The following is a 19,759-nucleotide window of genomic DNA, read 5'->3' as shown; positions in this document are numbered from 1 at the left end:
CATTATCTCGCTTTTTTATCACTTAACCTTTTTTATTTAAACATATCACCTAGATCCAACCGGCGTAGGTTCCAACCAAGAACAAAGCAATCCAAGCCATCACACCGGCAACAATATCGTCAATCATAATACCAAAGCCTCCGTGTACACGCTTATCAAGCCAGCCAATCGGCCATGGTTTTACCATATCAAAAAAGCGAAATAGCACAAATCCTGTCACCAACCATTTCCACTCGGTTGCAGGAAGGTTCATCATAGGCACAAAGCTCATGGTGATCCAAAAGCCTGAAAATTCATCCCAAACAATTGAACCATGATCGTGTGTGCCCATATCGTCCGACGCAACCTGGCATATCTTTACCCCGATGAAACAGGAGATAACAACCAGAGTAATATAGAGCGGTAATGACAACTGAACCAATAAAAAATAGAATGGAATCGCCGCCAATGTTCCCATCGTCCCAGGAATAATCGGTGATAACCCACTACCAAATCCAGTGGCAAGTAGATGCCAAGGATTCGCCAAAGATATTTTATCTAACGGATTTGTCATTCTGCGTCCTTAAAATGGTCATAACCACTAAGCTGCCAGTCTACTCTCTTGCCATCTCTAATAAGGTCAAATATCCCTTCAGGGCGGATCTGACCGATACAAGTAACCTTGGTACCAATATGAGCCAACGCACTCTCTAAGCCGCCTTTATGCTCTTTGGGAACAGTAAAGCAAAGCTCATACTCTTCACCACTCGTCAGGGCAAACCTTTGTGCTTTTTCCCTGTCTGCGCAAAAGTCCAGTAACTCACTTGAAAGAGGCAGCGCACTGATATCAATCATCGCCCCCACATGGGAGCTTCTAAGTATATGTTGAACGTCTGAAATTAAACCATCAGAAATATCAATGCAACTTGATGCAATGTTAATCAGGGCTTGTCCAGCTAATATCCTTGGTGTGGCAATGTAATGGTGGCGCTCTAGTTTTTCAGCGAACGGCTTGCTTCGATCTTCGTTGCCTAAAATAACGTCAAGCCCTGCTTTACTGTCACCCAATTCCCCGGTCACGTAAAGCCAATCTCCAACGCGAGCACCAGTGCGACAAAGAACTCGGTTCTCAGGCACAAACCCTTGAACCGTTAGGGTTATGCTCAAAGGCCCTTTGGTTGTATCACCACCAATCAGTTGAACGCCGAAATAGTCTGCTAATTCAAAGAATGCATCGCAAAAAGGCGCTAACCAAGATTCATCTTGTTCTGGGAGAGTTAACGCCAATGAAACCCAGGCGGGTGTGGCTCCCATTGCGGCTAAATCACTTAGGTTGGAGGCCAACGCTTTATGGGCAACCCAAGCTGGATCTGCGTCTGGGAGAAAGTGAGTACCAGCAACTAAGGTGTCCGTACTTATTGCAATACGAACGTTATCTGGCGATCGAACAACAGCACAATCATCTCCAAGCGATATTTGAACATCTTTACGTTGGGTCTGACGATTGGAAAAATATTTTTCTATTAAACTAAATTCACCGGACATTTTTAGCGACTCTCGATTCTCTAGTTTGACTCATGGCCTAGGGCTTGTTGAATAGAAACAAAAAAGGCCAGCAAAGCCGACCTTTTTATCTATACAATTTTTATTTTTTACGTACGTGCGGTGCGGCTTTATCCAACACACCGTTGACAAACTTATGACTGTCTTCGGCAGCAAATACTTTAGCCAACTCAATCGCTTCGTTGATAACCACTTTATATGGTACATCCGCGCGTTGAGTCATTTCATACATAGCAAGACGTAAAAGCGCTAACTCCATCATATCCAAATCTTGCATTGGACGAGATAAGTAAGGGCGTAGTTTGCTATCTAACTTAGTGTGATTTTGTACAACACCTGACAATAAGTCACGAAAGTAAGCAACGTCTGTTTCTGGCGCAACCAATGCAGGTTCGGTAGCATGATGCTCTTCTTCATCATACTTACCACCAGATAAAAATTGTTCTTCAATTGTGGCAACATTATCTTTCGATATTTGCCAAGAATATATTGCTTGTAAAGCAAATTGACGTGCATTACGACGTGCGGCTGGTTTCACACTTGCCCCCATTAGGAATCGATTTCTGAAAGAACGTTGATCATCTCAAGTGCGCTTAGTGCAGCCTCTGCACCTTTATTACCAGCCTTGGTTCCCGCGCGCTCAATAGCCTGATCGATGGTATCTACGGTTAACACACCGAATGCTACTGGAAGACTGTACTCCAGAGAAACTTGTGCAAGACCTTTATTACATTCACTACAAACATAATCGAAGTGAGGTGTACCACCACGAATAACCGTACCCAAAGATACGATAGCATCAAATTTCCCTGTCTTCGCTACGCGTTGAGCAACGAGAGGTAATTCAACGGCACCAGGGCAGCGAACAACAGTAATGTTATCTTCTGACACTTGTCCGTGACGCTTTAAAGTATCGATAGCACCAGAAAGTAAACTTTCATTTATAAAGCTATTAAAACGAGAAATAACAATAGCAATTTTTGCATTTGGAGCTGGGAAACCGCCCTCGATCACTTTCATAAGCCTTCCTTCAACTATATTCATCCAGTAAGAATCGCCGGATTCTAGCACAATTTTGTGAGCAATATCTATACCCAAAACAATTGAAGTTGCCACGAGACAACAAACGAATGAATCCCCACGAACTTAGATGTGCTAAGTGCTTGAGGTGAATCAGCGCTGTTAACGTAACTGCAACTTCAGGTATGACGAATAAATAAAAATTATTCTGTCACGTACTCAACCACTTCTAAACCAAAACCACCAAGAGCGTGGTAGCGTTTGTCCGTCGAAGATAATAATTTCATTTTGCTCACACCCATATCAGCTAGAATCTGCGAACCGATACCAACACGGCGAGACGTACCCTGCTTTTTAGCCATAGTAGGTGCTTGACCTTTATCTTGTTGCTCAAACATTTTCACGCGGTGGACAAGTAGATCGCTTGACTCTTCATGACCCAAAATAACTAAAATACCACCCTCATCACCGATACGTTTCATCGCGGTGTCTAATGTCCAGCTACGATCGGCATTTCTATTTGAACGAAGCAGATCCGTAAACACATCATGCAAATGAACACGAACTAAACATGCTTCATTAGCGCTAACCGAACCTTTGCGTAGTGCATAGTGAATTTCATTATCAATCGTGTCGCGATATGTCACCAAATCAAATTCACCAAACTCTGTTGGGAGCTTACATTCCGCAACGCGTTCGATCGTCGTTTCGGTGTTGTTTCGATACTCGATAAGGTCAGCAATAGTGCCTACCTTAATATCATGTTTTTCTGAGAAAACTTCCAAGTCAGGACGGCGAGCCATGCTGCCATCTTCATTAAGAATCTCTACAATGACCGATGAAGGTTCAAGACCCGCTAAACGTGCTAAATCGCAACCCGCTTCTGTATGACCCGCGCGAGTCAATACGCCACCGTCTTGCGCGGTCAGTGGGAATATATGCCCCGGCTGTACAAGGTCAGCCGCTTTCGCGTCTTTCCCTACCGCAGCACGTACAGTCACTGCGCGATCAGAGGCTGAAATTCCGGTGGTCACCCCTTCTGCAGCTTCAATAGAAACCGTGAAATTCGTGGTGTACTGAGCGTTGTTATCTTGCACCATTGGAGCAAGACCAAGGTTAACGCATCGATCTTTTGTCATGGTTAGACAGATGAGGCCGCGACCATGTGTCGCCATAAAGTTGATAGCTTCAGGTGTGATATGTTCAGCTGCGATAATAATATCGCCTTCATTTTCACGATCCTCGTCATCCATAAGGATAACCATTTTTCCTAAACGAATATCTTCGATAATTTCTTTTGGCGTACTAATTGGCATTGTCGTCGTCCTATCTAATTTCCCATACAAAAAATGGATTTAAGCAAAACCATTTTGTTGTAAAAATTCCATCGTGATTTTGGGTTCAGGTTGCTGCTCAGAGTTTCCCTGAAGTAACCGTTCCATATATCTTGCTAATACATCGACTTCCAAGTTTACTTTTCTACCCACTTGAAAGTTATCCATTGTCGTCTCTTCAGAGGTATGAGGAACAATGGTCAATTTAAAGGCATTTTTTCTCAACTCGTTCACCGTCAGGCTAATACCATCAACGGTAATCGAGCCTTTATAGGCAACGTATTTAGTAATATCGTTTGGTATTTCCACCCAAAACTCTATCGCTCTACCCACTTGATTTCGTTCAACAATCGACCCTACGCCATCCACATGACCAGAAACAATATGTCCACCAAAACGCGTCGTTGGTAACATTGCCTTTTCTAGGTTCACTTTGTCTCCCACTTTATATTGGGTAAAACCTGTCAGATTCAAGGTTTCCAATGAGAGATCGGCGGTATAACTGCGCAAACCAAAAGCAACAACGGTTAAACAGACACCGTTGGTCGCAATACTGTCGCCGAGTTTCACGTCAGACATATCCAATTTACCCGTATCAACCGTAATGGAGATATCTTCGCCTTTGGCAGTAATAGCGGTTAGCTTTCCTACTGCCTCAATAATTCCTGTAAACATGACTTCTCTAACTTTCCTGTTTGATCGTTGCAATAACTCGAATATCTGGGCCAACCATACGAATGTCTTTGATATCCAAACTGATGGCCTGATCCATGCTTTCTAAACCTAGCATATTAATCAGTCCACGCCCGTCTGTTCCCATCAATTTAGGGGCTAAATAGATAATAAGCTCATCTACAAGATTCTGCTTAATAAAACTTGCCGCTAAGGTTGCCCCCGCTTCCACCCAAATATGGTTAACTTGATGCTGTTTATTCAACTGTTTCAATACCATTTCGAGGTCTAGCTGTGCCTCTTTGAGAACAACAGATAAACCGTTTTGGTCTACACTAGATTCTGAATCACAAGCCGAAACTTGGACGATTTCACCGTCGGTCTGAAATAAATTGAGGTTCTTTGTGAGTGCTAAACCTTTGTCCAATATTGCCCTTATGGGTTGACGTAGATCTTCTTGAGGGTAATTATTTTGAATAGCTTTCGGCAGGTCATCCCAGCGAACGTTCAGAGAAGCGTTGTCATCGATCACGGTTTTGCTCGTTGATAATACGGCACCCGCTCTCGCTCTATATGATTGAACATCCTTTCTTGCTTCAGGTGACGTTATCCACTGACTGACACCGTTTTTTAGCGCCGTTTTTCCATCTAAACTTGCGGCTAGTTTAAGCTGTACAAATGGCATTCCTGTTTGCATCTGTTTGATAAAGGCAGGATTAAGTGCCATCGAGTCAACTTCTAATAGCCCAACCTGGACCTCAATACCAGCGTCCCGTAGGATCTTAATTCCTCGACCTGCAACCTGAGGGTTTGGGTCTTGCATTGCGCAGATAACTTTCGCGACCTTCGCTTTTACCAGTGCTTCTGCACAAGGCGGAGTTCGACCATAATGAGAACAAGGTTCCAAGGTCACATAAGCCGTTGCGCCATGAGCTTTATCCTGTGCTTCTCGAAGCGCAAACACTTCAGCATGCGGCTCTCCAGCTTTATAATGAAAGCCTTCACCAATGATTTCACCGTCAAGAACAATCACGCAACCAACGTTAGGGTTGGGTGCCGTGGTATACAACCCTTTTTTAGCTAACTCGATAGCACGAGACATCATCTGATAATCAAAAAGGCTAAATGATGGGTCCATAGTAGAACGTTGACTGTGCATTAATCTTCGAGCCTAGCAATTTCTTCACCAAACTCTCTGATGTCTTCAAAGCTTCTATATACCGAAGCAAAACGAATGTAGGCAACCTTGTCTAATTCTCTAAGCTGTTCCATCACGAAATTACCGATCATTTTGCTTGGTACTTCACGCTCGCCAGTTGCTCGGAGTTTGGATTTGATATTGCTAATTGCTAGCTCTATAGAATCAGCGCTAACGGGACGTTTTTCTAACGCTCGCTGTATACCACCAACCATTTTATCTTCATTGAATGGTTCACGATTACCATTAGACTTAATGACTTTAGGCATCACTAACTCAGCGCCTTCAAATGTCGTAAATCGTTCTTTACAGGCTAAACACTGGCGACGGCGACGAACCTGATGGCCATCTGCCACCAACCTAGAGTCGATAACTTTGGTGTCATTTTCAGAACAAAACGGGCAATGCATACCACCTCCAGAATGTAGTTAAACTATTCAGTATCACGTTAGGGTCTAGTCTAACGGAATTAAAAAACAGTGGCGAGAGAAACAAAAAGAGGCTCTGTGATAGAGCCCCTGTTTTACTCATTGTTTATTTTAAACAATGCACTATTTATTAAGAGCAGTGATTTAAAACCAACCGTCGATCACGGGCGAACCAAATAGTTCGCCTTACCAACCCACTTATAACTCGTCAGCTCTACCAGACCCATAGGCCCTCTAGCATGTAGCTTCTGAGTCGATACCGCCACTTCAGCTCCCAAACCAAATTGAGCACCGTCAGTAAAGCGCGTGGACGCATTAACATAGACTGCCGCAGAACCAACAGAGTTTATAAATATTTCCGCGTTTTCAATACTGTTCGTCATAATGGCATCCGAGTGACTCGCGTTATGAATACGCATGTGATCAACGGCTTCATGTACGTCCTGAACCACTTTAACCCCCAATGTAAAGGCGAGCCATTCGGTATCAAAATCACCTTCTTGAGCATCTCTCAATGCGTTGGCATTCGTTAAGTATTCTTTGGCTTTTGCTTCTGCCACTAGCGTAACCTTGCCATTCAGTTTATCGGCAAGCATTGGTAGAAATTCTTTGGCTGCTTTTTCGTGTACCAATAAGGTGTCTAAAGAGTTACACGCTGACGGTCTTTGTACTTTTGAGTTTTCAACAACCAAAAGCGACCTTTCTAAATCAGCGCTTTCATCAACAAATATATGGCTGATACCAAAACCACCAATAATCACGGGGATCGTGCTGTTCTCTTTACACATCTTGTGCAAACCAGCACCACCGCGTGGAATGATCATATCCACATAGTCATCGAGCTTAAGCAGTTTAGAGACCAGTTCACGGTCTGGTTTTTCGATGTACTGCACTGACGCTGCTGGCAACGCTGCTTTCTCTAATGCAGACTGAATAACCTTAACCAGTTCCATATTGGAAAAGAAGGTTTCCTTGCCACCACGTAAGATACTTGCATTACCAGTTTTTAGACACAGCGCGGCAATATCAATGGTGACATTCGGGCGAGCTTCATAGATCACCCCCACGACACCAAGCGGTACACGACGGCGCGACAATGACATGCCATTATCAAGTACCTTGCTGTCTATCTCACTACCTACGGGGTCATCGAGACCAATCACGCTTCTTACATCGTTCGCGATACCAGTGAGCCGATCTTTATTAAGCAAAAGGCGATCTAATAGGGCCTCTGTCATGCCAGCTAGACGTCCTTTTTCGATATCCTTTGCGTTGGCAGCCAGAATCGTTTCTGCCTTCGCTTCTAGCGCATCCGCAATAAAGCCAAGTGCTCTATTTTTTTGTGCTGTTGGTGTCGTCGCGAGATGAAAAGCAGCATCTTTAGCGGCTTGCCCCATTTGAATTAGTTCCACGCCTTCTTCCTTACTTTTAAACCCTAAATAATTGACGGGTTACTCTTTAATAACCACAAGATCGTCGCGATGAATCACCTCTGAACCGTATTCATAACCAAGGATCGCATTAATATCTTTACTGTGTTTACCAATTATTTTAACCAAATCTTTATTGGAGTAGCTAACGATACCTTTGGCAACAAGTTGACCTGCTCTATTTTTAACTCTCGCTACTTCACCTCGAGCAAACTGCCCTGTCACCTTCACTATCCCTTTACCAAGCAGGCTACTGCCTCTTTCTACTACCGCTTTCACCGCACCATCGTCAATAATAATATCGCCTAAAGCGGCGGGCCCTGCAAGTATCCAACGTTTACGATTTTCCAACGCGTCTGGTAAGGCAACAAATTTCGTGCCCTGTGGGCTGTGACTAATCGAGGTTGCGACAACATTCTCTGCGCTACCTGCCGCAATAATGACTTCAATACCTGCTCTTCGCGCAATATCAGCTGCTTGGAGTTTGGTTGCCATCCCGCCGGTTCCGAGTGTTGTTCCACTCCCACCAGCAATCTTGCGCAGCGTTTCATCTATCGTCGTCACTTCTCGAATCAATTTAGCATCAGGATTTGTTCGAGGATCCGCGGTAAATAAACCCGGTTGATCTGTCAATAGCAGTAATTTGTCTGCACCACATAAAATCCCCACAAGCGCCGACAGATTGTCGTTGTCACCCACCTTTATTTCTGAGGTTGCCACCGCATCATTTTCGTTCACTATGGGGATAATATCGTTTTCAATCAATGCATTAATGGTATCGCGAGCGTTAAGAAAACGCTCGCGATCGTCAAGATCGGCTCGGGTAAGCAGCATCTGACCAATCTTTAAGCCGTAAAGAGCAAACAACGATTCCCAAACTTGGATCAATTGGCTTTGGCCTACCGCAGCAAGCATCTGCTTGCTCGCCATTGAATTGGGGAGTGCGGGGTAACCTAAATGCTCACGACCTGCGGCAATGGCTCCCGAAGAAACCATCACAACGGCATGCCCTTGCTTTTTAAGCTGCGCACATTGGCGGACGAGCTCTACCATATGAGCTTTGTCTAGCGCCAAAGTACCACCAGTGAGTACACTGGTTCCAAGCTTCACCACTATTGTTTTGTGACCCACTACCGTTTTTGGTTGCGATGCTTGCCCGCGTTGTTGAGTTGTCATTTGCCTTACTACATAAAGTTTTAATTCGAAGAGATGTTTTAACAATCCATCTTAATTTGTACAAGCATAAAAGGCGCATAAATGCGCCTTTTTATTATTATTTACTGTGAAAGTGCTTTTTTCACATTAAAAACACAAATTAGACAAACTCTTCTGACTCATCATGAAGGGTAAACTCTAAAGCAAAACGCTCTTCAAGTACTTTGCTTAATTTTTTCAGAAATTCTTCTTGGGTTCTGGCAACTTCTTGTTTGAATTTTTTCGGTACGTTTGCCGTAACCCAATTACCTTCAGTGTTATACTTGCCAACTTGAAATTTTGCGATAAATCCATTTACAGCATCGTCTTCCTTGGAGGAATCGAGTTCCATCCACCAACCCCAAAATTCACGTAACTCTGGAGATTTTGTGTCATCAACACAAACAGAAAGACAATCAAATATATATTTGCCATCGTGCGACTCAGACTCTCTTAGATAAGGGCCTATTGCTCTTAACGCCGTTATCAGTCGAAAATGAGTTGGGCTAACCACCTTGTTCGCCATGCGATACTCCATATCGATATAATTATTATTTATAACTTCCAGTGCCAAATGTTGCGCAACATTTCTATGCTATACAGAAAACAACGAAACTGCTATCAAATTAACTCATCCTCCAGCCACTTAATCGCTAAATCGAGTGATTGCTCATACCCAACAGAAATAGAATCCGATGGTATTTGCTTCGCTTTCCCATAATGACTGAAAATTGCAGCAAGTCGATTGTCTGAGTGAGGAGAAACAGGGTCGCCCTCTAGTGACAAAGCTAATACTGGTACTTTTGTACGTTTACTGGTCAAAAAACCTTGAACTTTCAATGACCAAGCCATCATTTGTCCAGCTAAGCTGTGCACATCTACCGCCGTTTTTCCCAATCGGGATGCCAGTACATCCAGATACATCTTGGGCATATTTTTCACCTTTTCAGGTGACGAGAACGTATCGTGAAGCGGCGCCCCCATGACCACACAGGCTTTGATCTTATCTTGCTCGATAAATGCAAGCCTTAGCATTGCATTGCCACCAAAGCGATAACCCAACAAGCCAACTTTGTGGTGATCGACCCAAGGCAGGTTAGGTAGTTCATTCAGAACTGCACGATGCAACTTGCAGGAATCTTCGGTTAATTGCCAATGACTACTCGTACCAATAGACGGCATATCAATCGTTAGCATGCCAATTCCCATTGGAGCCAAATAGTCTTTAAAAATGCGCCACAGGTCGGTCTTTAAACTGTCCAAACCCGCACTAACCATCACCACAGGTTGAGGCTTATCTGTATTAGGGAGATGCAAGTTGGCCTGTATTTTCTTTCCTTGGAAAGAAACTTCGAATTGACGAGTCACGTATTTGCTCATCTTCATCGCTTCATCGTGCGCGGAGTTTGCTAACACTTGAGCTTGAATCGCTAGGTTGTCCCCCTTCAGGTGAGGGTAACCCGCAATACTGTAGCAGAGGCTAGCGTAGAAAAACTCATCGGATGCTTCCTCTCCCGACGCTTTCTCTCTCGACAAGGTAGCAGCATGCTTTTGATGACGCATTCCAAGCTGTGTCCATTCATAAGCCCAGTTACCGGAACGAAACCCAATGACGGTATCCAGCCACTTATCTTCCGTTCTTGAATGTTCGGAAGAAGCGATCTTCGACAATACTTCTTCTTGTTCTATTGGGTCTATCCCTTGCCATATCCACTGATAGCGACGAACATTACGATACCAAGCGTAATGGTCTTTCTCCTTTTTTTCCTTGAGAAACTCCACGCTACTGGGCATATAGTTTATCAAGTCAGATGTTTCTTTAGCTTGCTTGTGCTTTTTGAAAAGCGTTTCAGAAAGATTTACATTGGAATCAGACATAGTTCACTACTGTGTTAGGCCATAATTAATTACATCATATAAAAAAAAATGCTCCTATACAGGAGCATTTTCAAATTTGCATAAATAAATGACTATTTTCTGTTGATTGGGTCAACGTAGGCGATTTCCATATCCCACGGTTGTTCAATCCAGGTATCTTGAGCAATATCGACAATATACTCGTCAACTAAGTGCGCGCCTGCTGGTTTAGCGCTTACGGTAACGAATTTTGCTTTAGGATACATCTCACGAATCTTACGAGCGGTGTCTCCGCTATCCACAAGATCATCCACGATCAGGTAACCTTCACCGTCACCTTCTGGCGCTTTAACTACTGTCATATCACGTTGGTGATCATGATCATAGCTAGAGATGCAGATAGTATCAACATAACGAATACCTAGTTCTCGGGCTAAAATCGCCGCAGGAACCAAACCACCGCGGCTTACACCGAGAATGCCTTTCCACTGTTCAGCAGGCATCTGCTTCTCAGCGAGTTGACGACAATACATATGCATATTGTCCCAAGTAATGATGAACTTGTTACTCATATTATTATTAACCTGTTTGGACTTTTCACACTTATTCAATAATTAAGCGAAAGCAAATTTTAATACAAAAACGACAGCAAGAACCCAAACACTCAATGGAACTTCCCGACCTTTACCACTCAAACCTTTGATAGCTGCATAAGAAATAAAGCCAAGCGCAATGCCATCTGCAATAGAGTAAGTAAGCGGCATAAGCAAACAGACAACCACCACAGGGGCCGCTTCTGTTAGATCACGCCAATCGATAGATACCAATCCAGACATCATCAAAATTGCCACATAAAATAGAGCGCCTGATGTCGCATATGCTGGGATCATACCTGCTAATGGCGAGAAGAATAATGCAAGTAGGAATAAAATGCCAACGACAACTGCAGTTAATCCTGTACGACCACCGGCTGCAACACCAGAAACACTTTCAATATAAGAGGTTGTGTTAGAGGTTCCCAATAACGCACCCACCGATGTTGCTGTAGAGTCAGCAAGTAGAGCACGGTTTAGACGAGGTATTTTACCATCTTCCTTAATAAGGTCAGCTTTTGTCGCTACACCAACTAAAGTGCCCGCAGTATCAAACAGGTCAACAAATAAGAAGGCAAACACTACTGAGATCATACCCACTTCAAATATAGAGCTAAAATCAAGCTGCATAAACGTAGGTGCGATACTCGGTGGCATAGAGAAAACACCGTGATATTGCACATCACCGAAAATAATACCCAGTACCGTTACAATAAGAATGGCAATCATTACTGCCGCTTTAAAACCTCTGTGTACCAAGGCGATAGTGATGAAAAAGCCTATTGCCGCTAAGATGGCTTGTAGAGACGTCACTGAACCGATAGAAACTAATGTTGCTGGGTTATCGCCAACAATACCGGATCCTTGCAAGGCAATAAATGCGAGAAATAGACCGATACCAGCAGAGATCCCGGTTCTCAAAGACATTGGGATAGAATTAATTATCCACTCACGAATCTTAAAGATACTTAATAAGATGAACAACAGACCTGAAACAAACACAGCCGCAAGTGCAACTTGCCATGTGTAACCCATTCCAAAAACAACCGAATAGGTAAAGAATGCATTTAGACCCATACCTGGAGCCTGAGCAATTGGATAGTTAGCAACAATCCCCATAATGAAGCAACCAATAGCAGCAGCAAGGCAGGTAGCAACAAAAACAGCTCCGCGATCCATTCCGGTTTCAGACAGAATCGCAGGGTTTACAAAAATGATGTAAGCCATGGTTAAAAAGGTTGTCACACCTGCGATAACTTCAGTCCGAACATCGGTTTTGTTCTCACTGAGTTTAAACAGCTTTTCCAGCATAATTAGTCCCTAAAGTATAATTCAAAAAATTAAGTAAACGATTGCGTAAACGATTGGCGCGAATTATAAAGTTATCAAATGGCAATTTCCAGCAGGATTCGGATATAAAATGGTTTTTTATTCGCGCGCACGAAGATGAACAAGTCAAAATAGATAGAAGAATAAACCTAAGATTATGTTTTAAAACAATTTATAACAATAAAACATGCAATAAACCATGTGATGTTTTTTTATCCCATCGACTAATTAACTGCTGTTTTTATTGCCTAATTACATAGATAAGCTGCGAAAAATAGAGAGTAAGAATAGTAATCAATACCAATTAATAAAAACACTAAACAATGTAATGGATTACATTGCTCGAATAAAAAAAACGCTACTTCAATAAAAGTAGCGCTTGAATCAGAACAACCTAACGGCTGCCAAAAATTCTAATATTGGGGGCGAACATTTAAGTTCAAATCACAATAGCGCGATTACAATTAGTAACCGAAGCTAATAGGATACTGAAAATTCTGGGTATAAACTGAATGTGAAACCCAAAACGTTGAAGAAACTAAACCTTTCATATCTATCACCTTAATTCAATTAAACAAACTATGTTCTCGGTTCCATGGAGGCGATATTCGGGCTCATCCTTTGAGCAATATGTCTTCATTTTGGAAGACGGGAGTACTATATCATGATGAAATAAAATTACAACAATAAAGGTGATCTTAGTCACATTTATTTCGTTTTGATCTTATTTTGCGTTATTAAATTACATGATAAATGTGGCGTATTGAAAACCTCTTTTATCTACGTCATATCTCAGAGTGATTCCACTTCTGTAACCAAAGTCTGGGTGATATGATGCGTGCTTTCTTTACTTCGTCAAAGATTGAATCATTCTATAATGATGATTGTTGAATCCGAATCACCAATGGGTTCAGCTATTAACTATGTCTTTGTTGCGCTATTAAGTTGAATTCAAATTAAAGCTTTGGACAAAAATAGGAGTTACCTGTGTCTAAACATCACTCGGAAATCAGTTCTCTGTCACCGAAACTCATTTGGCAGTTTTTTGATAAAATTTGCTCTATACCTCACCCTTCTAAGCACGAAGAAGAACTCGCCCAGTACATTATTAATTGGGCACAGGAGCAAAAGCTCGAAGTTAAAAGAGATCCTACTGGTAACGTATTTATAAAAAAACCAGCAACGGAAGGCATGGAAAACCGTAAAGGTGTAGTGCTTCAGGCTCATATTGATATGGTGCCGCAAAAAAATGACGACACAAAACATAACTTCGAGACCGACGCTATTAAACCCTACATTGACGGTGAATGGGTAACAGCAAAAGGAACAACTCTTGGTGCAGACAACGGCATGGGCATGGCCTCTTGTGTGGCTGTACTGGCTTCAGATGACATAAAACATGGCCCTTTAGAGGTGCTTCTTACTATCGATGAAGAAGCAGGGATGACTGGCGCATTTGGCTTACAAAATGGTTGGCTAGAAGGCGACATTTTACTCAACACGGATTCCGAGCAAGAAGGTGAAGTGTACATGGGGTGCGCCGGCGGTGTAGATGGTGCGCTTACCTTTGATATTAAAAGAGAAGAGATACCAACAGGCTACGTTACCCGAGAACTGTCAATTAAAGGGCTTAAAGGTGGTCATTCCGGTTGTGATATCGACACGGGCCGCGGTAACGCCAACAAGCTACTCGCGAGATTCCTTGCGAGCCATGCCCAAGAACTCGAACTTCAATTGGTCGAATTCAGAGGCGGTAGCCTTCGCAATGCCATTCCTCGTGAAGCCTTTATTACCGTGGCACTGCCTATGGTTAATGAAGGGCAGTTAAATGAACTATTTACTCAGTTCATCGGCATGCTAAGAGCGGAATTAGGCAAAGTGGAAACGGGGATTCTTTCTTACTACGAAGTCGCTGAGACCAACTCTCTGATGATCAGCGTAGAATCTCAAACACGATTTATTCAGGCACTTAATGCCTGTCCAAACGGTGTTATCCGAATGAGTGATGACATTGAAGGCGTAGTCGAAACCTCTTTAAACGTTGGTGTTATTAACACCAAGAAGAATAAGATCACCGTGCTTTGTCTGGTTCGCTCATTAATCGATTCCGGTCGTAGCCACGTTGAAGGCATGCTGACATCGGTCGCGAAACTTGCCGATGCTAAGATCGAGTTTAACGGTAGTTATCCCGGTTGGAAGCCCGATGCTAGCTCAGAAATTATGAGTGTGTTTAGAGATACTTACGAAGGTATTTACGGTAGAAAACCAAACATCATGGTTATCCACGCAGGTTTAGAATGTGGCTTATTTAAGGAACCATATCCAAATATGGATATGTTGTCTTTTGGCCCAACCATTAAATTCCCTCACTCTCCAGACGAGAAAGTAAAAATTGATACCGTTGCTCTCTATTGGGAGCAAATGGTGGCAATTTTGGAAAATATACCGAAGAAATAATACGTTTTAAAGATAGTTATTATTACCTAAACAAAAGGCAGGCTTTCGTAGATACAAAAGCCTGCCCTTTTTGTTTTTATTTACCTTATCAAAAGATAAATTTTATTCTTTTTCTGCTTTTTTACGCTCTGCAGATTTGCGTTTGTTTCTCTCAGCTTGCATTGCAATAAATGCTGGTAACTCTCTTTCGCCCCATGCTATCGCTTCTGCTTCAGTTTCAAAACCCATTTCTCGCTTAGATACCGCCGTGCGTTGAGCGGTGACTTGACGAACGATTTCGGCAGCCCAACCATTTCGTTTTTCAATAACTTTATAGCTAAACTTTTTACTGACACTCATTTTCTTTCCTACTCACTGTACATAAAAGAGCCACTACTCTTTTCAATCCGCGCATTAAACCATATCAGAGGAACAATTGCTGTAAATTTGGCTCGGTAATTTCCAATAAAAAGCGAAGACAATTTCAATTTTACAACTTAACTGAGAAAAAAAATCTCTATCCCCACTTTCGTGTAATGCTGTTCGGTTAATGATAAATACTTCGTCATTCCCGTGCAAACGGGAATCTTGGTGACATTTGATCCCCATTTTCATGGGGATCACGCTAGTTTTCGTGAAAATAGGTCAATTTTCGTCGGGATGACAGGTTTCGATTATGTTAATCAAACAATATTATATTTTCACAGAAATACGAGTGTCGAAGGAATGACGGTAGATTGGGTTTAGACAATGAAAACGCCCTTAGCTTTTTGTACACTAAGGGCGTTTCAATATCCAATTAACTCTTATTTAACCAACGTTCACACGAGCATTGCGGAACATTCTCATCCATGGGCTATCTTCGCCCCATGAATCGGGGGCCCAAGAGTTAGCAACCGTACGGAATACACGCTCAGGGTGCGGCATCATAATGGTAACTCGACCATCCGTCGTCGTTAAACCAGTAATCGCGTTAGGTGAGCCGTTCGGGTTATTTGGGTATTGCTGAGTTGCATTGCCCAAGTTATCAACATAACGAACCGCTACCGTGCCTGAATTTTCGATCGCGTTTAGGTGTGCAATATCACGTACCTCTACTTGACCTTCGCCATGAGAAACCGCGATAGGCATACGAGACCCTTCCATACCGCTAAAGAAAACCGAATCCGATTTCTGAACTTCAACCAAACTAAAGCGAGCTTCAAAACGCTCGGATTCATTGCGAACAAATCGTGGCCACAACTCTGCACCTGGAATGAGTTCATGTAAATTAGAGAGCATCTGGCAGCCGTTACAAACCCCTAGAGAGAACGTGTCTTCACGCTTAAAGAACCCTTCAAACTGATCTCTCGCTTGGCTGTTAAACAGGATAGATTTCGCCCAACCTTCACCAGCACCGAGTACATCACCATAAGAGAAGCCACCACACGCGGCTAAACCATGATACTCATCGAGTACCACTTGACCGGTTAATATGTCACTCATATGTATATCGGTTGCTTCAAAGCCAGCACGATCAAACGCAGCGGCCATTTCCACATGGGAGTTAACGCCTTGCTCACGCAAAATGGCCATCTTAGGTTTCGCACCTTTTAGAATATAAGGTGCGGCAATATCTTGATGTACATCGAAGCTAAGGTCGACATTAAGCCCTATGTCGCTATCGTCAGATTTTGCGGCGAACTCTTGGTCGGCGCATTTAGGATTGTCACGTAGCCCTTGCATTTTGTGCGTCGTTTCAGCCCAAATGGTACGGAGCTCTGTACGAGAACGCTTAAATACAACGGTATCGTTATGGTTAATAATGATACTATCTGATTGCTCGACTTCGCCAATGACATGGCTAAGCTCAGCTAAACCAAAGGAAGCTAAAGTAACCAGAACCGATTCAACGGATTCACTCTGAACCTGAATGACAGCCCCAAGTTCTTCATTAAATAGCGTCGATAACGTATCGCTGCCCAACGACGCAATATCAGCACTCAAACCACAATGTCCTGCAAAGGCCATTTCAGCCAGTGTCACAATAAGACCGCCATCACCTTTATCGTGATAAGCCATCACCTTGCCTTCACGAACAAGTGTCTGAATAGCATCGTAGAAGCCTTTCAACTGTTCTGCGCTATCAACATCTGCAGGTTTATCACCCAACGCCTTGTATACCTGAGCAAATGCGGTCGCACCCATACGGTTTTTGCCGTTACCCAAATCGATATAGAGTAGGCTGGTTTCACCTTTATCCGTGCGCAGCTGTGGCGTCACGGTTTTACGTATATCTTCAACACGAGCGAAGGCGGTAATCACCAGACTTAGTGGTGACGTCACCTCTTTCTGTTCGCCGTTCTCTTCCCATTTTGTTTTCATCGACATCGAGTCTTTACCAACAGGAATGGTTAACCCAAGTGCAGGGCATAGCTCTTCACCCACGGCTTTCACCGCTTCGTATAAACCGGCATCTTCACCGGGATGGCCAGATGGCGACATCCAGTTTGCAGACAGTTTAATATGCTTAATGTCACCGATATCCGTTGCAGCAATGTTGGTCAGTGATTCACCAACGGCTAAGCGGGCAGAAGCGCCAAAGTCTAACAAGGCCACTGGGGTACGCTCACCCATCGACATGGCTTCACCGTGGTAGGTATCATAACTGGCTGCAGTTACCGCACAGTTTGCAACCGGAACCTGCCAAGGGCCAACCATTTGGTCACGAGCAACGAGCCCTGTCACTGATCGGTCACCGATAGTAATTAGAAAGGTTTTTTCTGCCACGGTTGGTAATCTCAACACACGGTCTAATGCTTCGTTTACTTCGATACCCGCCGTATCCATAGCAGGATTATTTACTTTCAATGTTGTCGCATCGCGATGCATCTTAGGCGCTTTGCCAAGAAGAATATCCAATGGCATGTCGATGGGAGTGTTGTCGAAGTGTGAATCTTCTAACGTTAGATGGCGTTCTTCCGTCGCTTCACCAACCACGGCATATGGTGCACGCTCGCGCTGACAAATGGCATCGAAGCACGCCATGTTTTCTGGTGCAACAGCCATAACATAGCGCTCTTGAGATTCATTACACCAAATCTCTAATGGGCTCATACCCGGCTCATCATTCGGAACGTTACGTAGTTGGAATTTACCACCACGCTCACCGTCGTCTATTAACTCAGGTAATGCGTTAGAAATACCACCCGCACCAACATCATGAATAAAGGCGATTGGGTTCTCTTCACCCATCTGCCAACAGCGATCAATCACTTCCTGACAGCGACGTTCCATCTCTGGATTTTCACGCTGAACAGAAGCGAAATCCAAGTCTTCAGCAGACTGACCAGAAGCCATAGAAGATGCAGCACCGCCCCCTAGACCAATGTTCATCGCTGGACCACCGAGCACAATTAAGCTTGCACCAACAGGGATCTCTCTTTTCTGTACATGTTCATCACGAATGTTACCTAAGCCACCAGCGATCATGATTGGCTTGTGGTACCCACGAACTTCTTCACCGTTGTGAGAGTTCACTTTTTCTTCATAGGTACGGAAGTAACCAAGCAGGTTTGGTCGGCCAAATTCGTTATTAAAAGCCGCGCCACCTAAAGGACCTTCTAGCATAATATCTAAGGCGTTAACGATACGACCTGGCTTACCAAAGTCGGTTTCCCAAGGCTGTTCAAAACCAGGAATACGCAGGTTAGAGACGGCAAAACCCACCAAACCTGCTTTGGGTTTTCCACCAATGCCCGTCGCCCCTTCATCTCGAATTTCACCACCAGAGCCTGTCGCGGCACCTGGCCAAGGAGAAATCGCCGTTGGGTGGTTATGTGTCTCCACCTTTATCAGAATATGCGCAAGTTCTTGATGATAATCATATTGACGGTTATCAGGATTAGGGAAGAAACGACCAACATGAGAACCGGTCATGACAGCGGCGTTATCCTTATAAGCAGAAAGAACATATTCGCTGTTGGTTTCATAGGTGTTCTTAATCATTTTGAACAATGATTTTTCTTGATCTACCCCATCAATAGTCCAATCTGCGTTGAAAATCTTGTGCCGACAGTGCTCAGAGTTTGCCTGAGCAAACATCATCAATTCAATATCATTTGGATTACGGCCTAGTTTTGTAAAGCTCTCAACTAGGTAGTCAATCTCGTCATCGGCCAATGCTAGGCCTAGTGCGATATTCGCTTCTTCTAATGCTTGTTGACCACCAGACAAGATATCGACATCGGCAACCGGAGCAGGAACCGCAACCTTAAATAACTGCGCGGCACTGTCTGTATCGGTAAACACCACTTCCATCATTCGATCGTGAATCAGTGCATGAATTTGAACAAGTTGTGACGGCGAAAGCGTTGACGATGACTCTACATAATAAGCGGTACCACGCTCCAATCGCTTAACCTTGCTTAGGCCACAATTGCGCGCGATATCGGTTGCCTTTGAAGACCAAGGTGAGATTGTGCCCGGACGTGGTGTCACCAACAGTAGGTTTCCTGCTGGTTCGTGTTCTTGAATAGTTGGACCGTAAGTAAGTAATTTTTCTACTTTTTCAACCTCTTCGCTATTTAAGTCAGCGGTTAAGTCGGCAAAGTGCATAAACTCAGCGTAAATATCTGTAATTGGCAGATCTTGTTCACGGCAAAGTTCTAGTAACTTGTTAACTCGAAACTCAGATAGAGCTGGGGAGCCACGCAAAATTCTCATGTGCTTAGGTCTCTTATGCAAT

Annotated in this window: 16 protein-coding genes and 1 pseudogene; 1 reads left to right on the top strand and 16 read right to left on the bottom strand. The window is 43.5% G+C overall.

Annotation, left to right across the window (positions count from 1 at the left end):
• Positions 1 to 49: 49 nt before the first annotated feature.
• From pgpA to L3V77_RS03540, 14 genes are all read right to left on the bottom strand, one after another.
• Complete coding sequence (gene pgpA / locus L3V77_RS03605; RefSeq protein ID WP_275135767.1) at positions 50 to 553, bottom strand: phosphatidylglycerophosphatase A; 504 nt, start codon at positions 551 to 553, stop codon at positions 50 to 52.
• Positions 550 to 1,524 carry a thiamine-phosphate kinase gene (gene thiL, locus L3V77_RS03600; RefSeq protein WP_275135766.1) on the bottom strand — a complete coding sequence of 325 codons (975 nt, stop codon included), beginning with the start codon at positions 1,522 to 1,524 and terminating at the stop codon, positions 550 to 552. The genes pgpA and thiL overlap by 4 nt, the downstream gene beginning before the upstream one ends.
• A 100-nt stretch (positions 1,525 to 1,624) precedes the next feature.
• Positions 1,625 to 2,092 (bottom strand): transcription antitermination factor NusB, encoded by a 468-nt coding sequence (nusB, locus tag L3V77_RS03595; protein ID WP_275135765.1) that lies wholly within the window; start codon positions 2,090 to 2,092, stop codon positions 1,625 to 1,627.
• Complete coding sequence (gene ribE / locus L3V77_RS03590) at positions 2,092 to 2,562, bottom strand: 6,7-dimethyl-8-ribityllumazine synthase (RefSeq protein WP_004415274.1); 471 nt, start codon at positions 2,560 to 2,562, stop codon at positions 2,092 to 2,094. Before ribE ends, nusB begins: the two co-directional genes overlap by 1 nt.
• Positions 2,563 to 2,765: 203 nt before the next feature.
• Complete coding sequence (gene ribBA / locus L3V77_RS03585; protein ID WP_275135764.1) at positions 2,766 to 3,878, bottom strand: bifunctional 3,4-dihydroxy-2-butanone-4-phosphate synthase/GTP cyclohydrolase II; 1,113 nt, start codon at positions 3,876 to 3,878, stop codon at positions 2,766 to 2,768.
• 39 nt (positions 3,879 to 3,917) lie between these two features.
• Entirely contained in the window at positions 3,918 to 4,571 is a 654-nt protein-coding gene (locus L3V77_RS03580; RefSeq protein ID WP_275135763.1) for a riboflavin synthase, read from the bottom strand.
• A 7-nt stretch (positions 4,572 to 4,578) separates the two neighbouring features.
• Positions 4,579 to 5,727: a bifunctional diaminohydroxyphosphoribosylaminopyrimidine deaminase/5-amino-6-(5-phosphoribosylamino)uracil reductase RibD gene (gene ribD, locus L3V77_RS03575; RefSeq protein WP_275135762.1), complete on the bottom strand. Its 1,149-nt coding sequence runs from the start codon at positions 5,725 to 5,727 to the stop codon at positions 4,579 to 4,581.
• Positions 5,727 to 6,176, bottom strand: coding sequence for a transcriptional regulator NrdR (gene nrdR, locus L3V77_RS03570; protein WP_195702437.1), 450 nt, complete (start codon positions 6,174 to 6,176; stop codon positions 5,727 to 5,729). Before nrdR ends, ribD begins: the two co-directional genes overlap by 1 nt.
• A 179-nt stretch (positions 6,177 to 6,355) precedes the next feature.
• Positions 6,356 to 7,606, bottom strand: coding sequence for a glutamate-5-semialdehyde dehydrogenase (locus tag L3V77_RS03565; RefSeq protein ID WP_275135761.1), 1,251 nt, complete (start codon positions 7,604 to 7,606; stop codon positions 6,356 to 6,358).
• 39 nt (positions 7,607 to 7,645) lie between these two features.
• On the bottom strand, positions 7,646 to 8,800 hold the full coding sequence (gene proB / locus L3V77_RS03560; protein ID WP_275135760.1) for a glutamate 5-kinase: 1,155 nt from the start codon (positions 8,798 to 8,800) through the stop codon (positions 7,646 to 7,648).
• Between the two features lie 139 nt (positions 8,801 to 8,939).
• Positions 8,940 to 9,344, bottom strand: coding sequence for a sigma factor-binding protein Crl (gene crl / locus L3V77_RS03555; RefSeq protein WP_275135759.1), 405 nt, complete (start codon positions 9,342 to 9,344; stop codon positions 8,940 to 8,942).
• Positions 9,345 to 9,439: 95 nt separating this feature from the next.
• Positions 9,440 to 10,696: an esterase FrsA gene (frsA, locus tag L3V77_RS03550; RefSeq protein WP_275135758.1), complete on the bottom strand. Its 1,257-nt coding sequence runs from the start codon at positions 10,694 to 10,696 to the stop codon at positions 9,440 to 9,442.
• A 92-nt stretch (positions 10,697 to 10,788) separates the two neighbouring features.
• Complete coding sequence (gene gpt, locus L3V77_RS03545; RefSeq protein ID WP_195702432.1) at positions 10,789 to 11,247, bottom strand: xanthine phosphoribosyltransferase; 459 nt, start codon at positions 11,245 to 11,247, stop codon at positions 10,789 to 10,791.
• Between the two features lie 42 nt (positions 11,248 to 11,289).
• Positions 11,290 to 12,579 carry an NCS2 family permease gene (locus tag L3V77_RS03540; RefSeq protein WP_275135757.1) on the bottom strand — a complete coding sequence of 430 codons (1,290 nt, stop codon included), beginning with the start codon at positions 12,577 to 12,579 and terminating at the stop codon, positions 11,290 to 11,292.
• Between the two features lie 1,005 nt (positions 12,580 to 13,584).
• On the opposite strand from L3V77_RS03540, the gene L3V77_RS03535 reads away from it, so the two are divergent.
• A complete protein-coding gene (locus L3V77_RS03535; protein WP_275135756.1) occupies positions 13,585 to 15,054 on the top strand; it encodes an aminoacyl-histidine dipeptidase in 1,470 nt (489 codons plus the stop codon).
• 108 nt (positions 15,055 to 15,162) lie between these two features.
• On the opposite strand, the pseudogene L3V77_RS03530 reads toward L3V77_RS03535, so the two are convergent.
• Positions 15,163 to 15,393, bottom strand: a pseudogene (locus tag L3V77_RS03530) (DUF3622 domain-containing protein); the annotation flags it as partial.
• A gap of 450 nt (positions 15,394 to 15,843) precedes the next feature.
• Positions 15,844 to 19,737: a phosphoribosylformylglycinamidine synthase gene (gene purL, locus L3V77_RS03525; RefSeq protein ID WP_275135754.1), complete on the bottom strand. Its 3,894-nt coding sequence runs from the start codon at positions 19,735 to 19,737 to the stop codon at positions 15,844 to 15,846.
• Between the last annotated feature and the right edge of the window lie 22 nt (positions 19,738 to 19,759).

It is taken from the genome of Vibrio sp. DW001 (assembly GCF_029016285.1).
In the GTDB taxonomy this organism is placed as follows: Bacteria; Pseudomonadota; Gammaproteobacteria; order Enterobacterales; family Vibrionaceae; genus Vibrio.
This window is presented reverse-complemented; position numbering and strand designations above follow the sequence as displayed.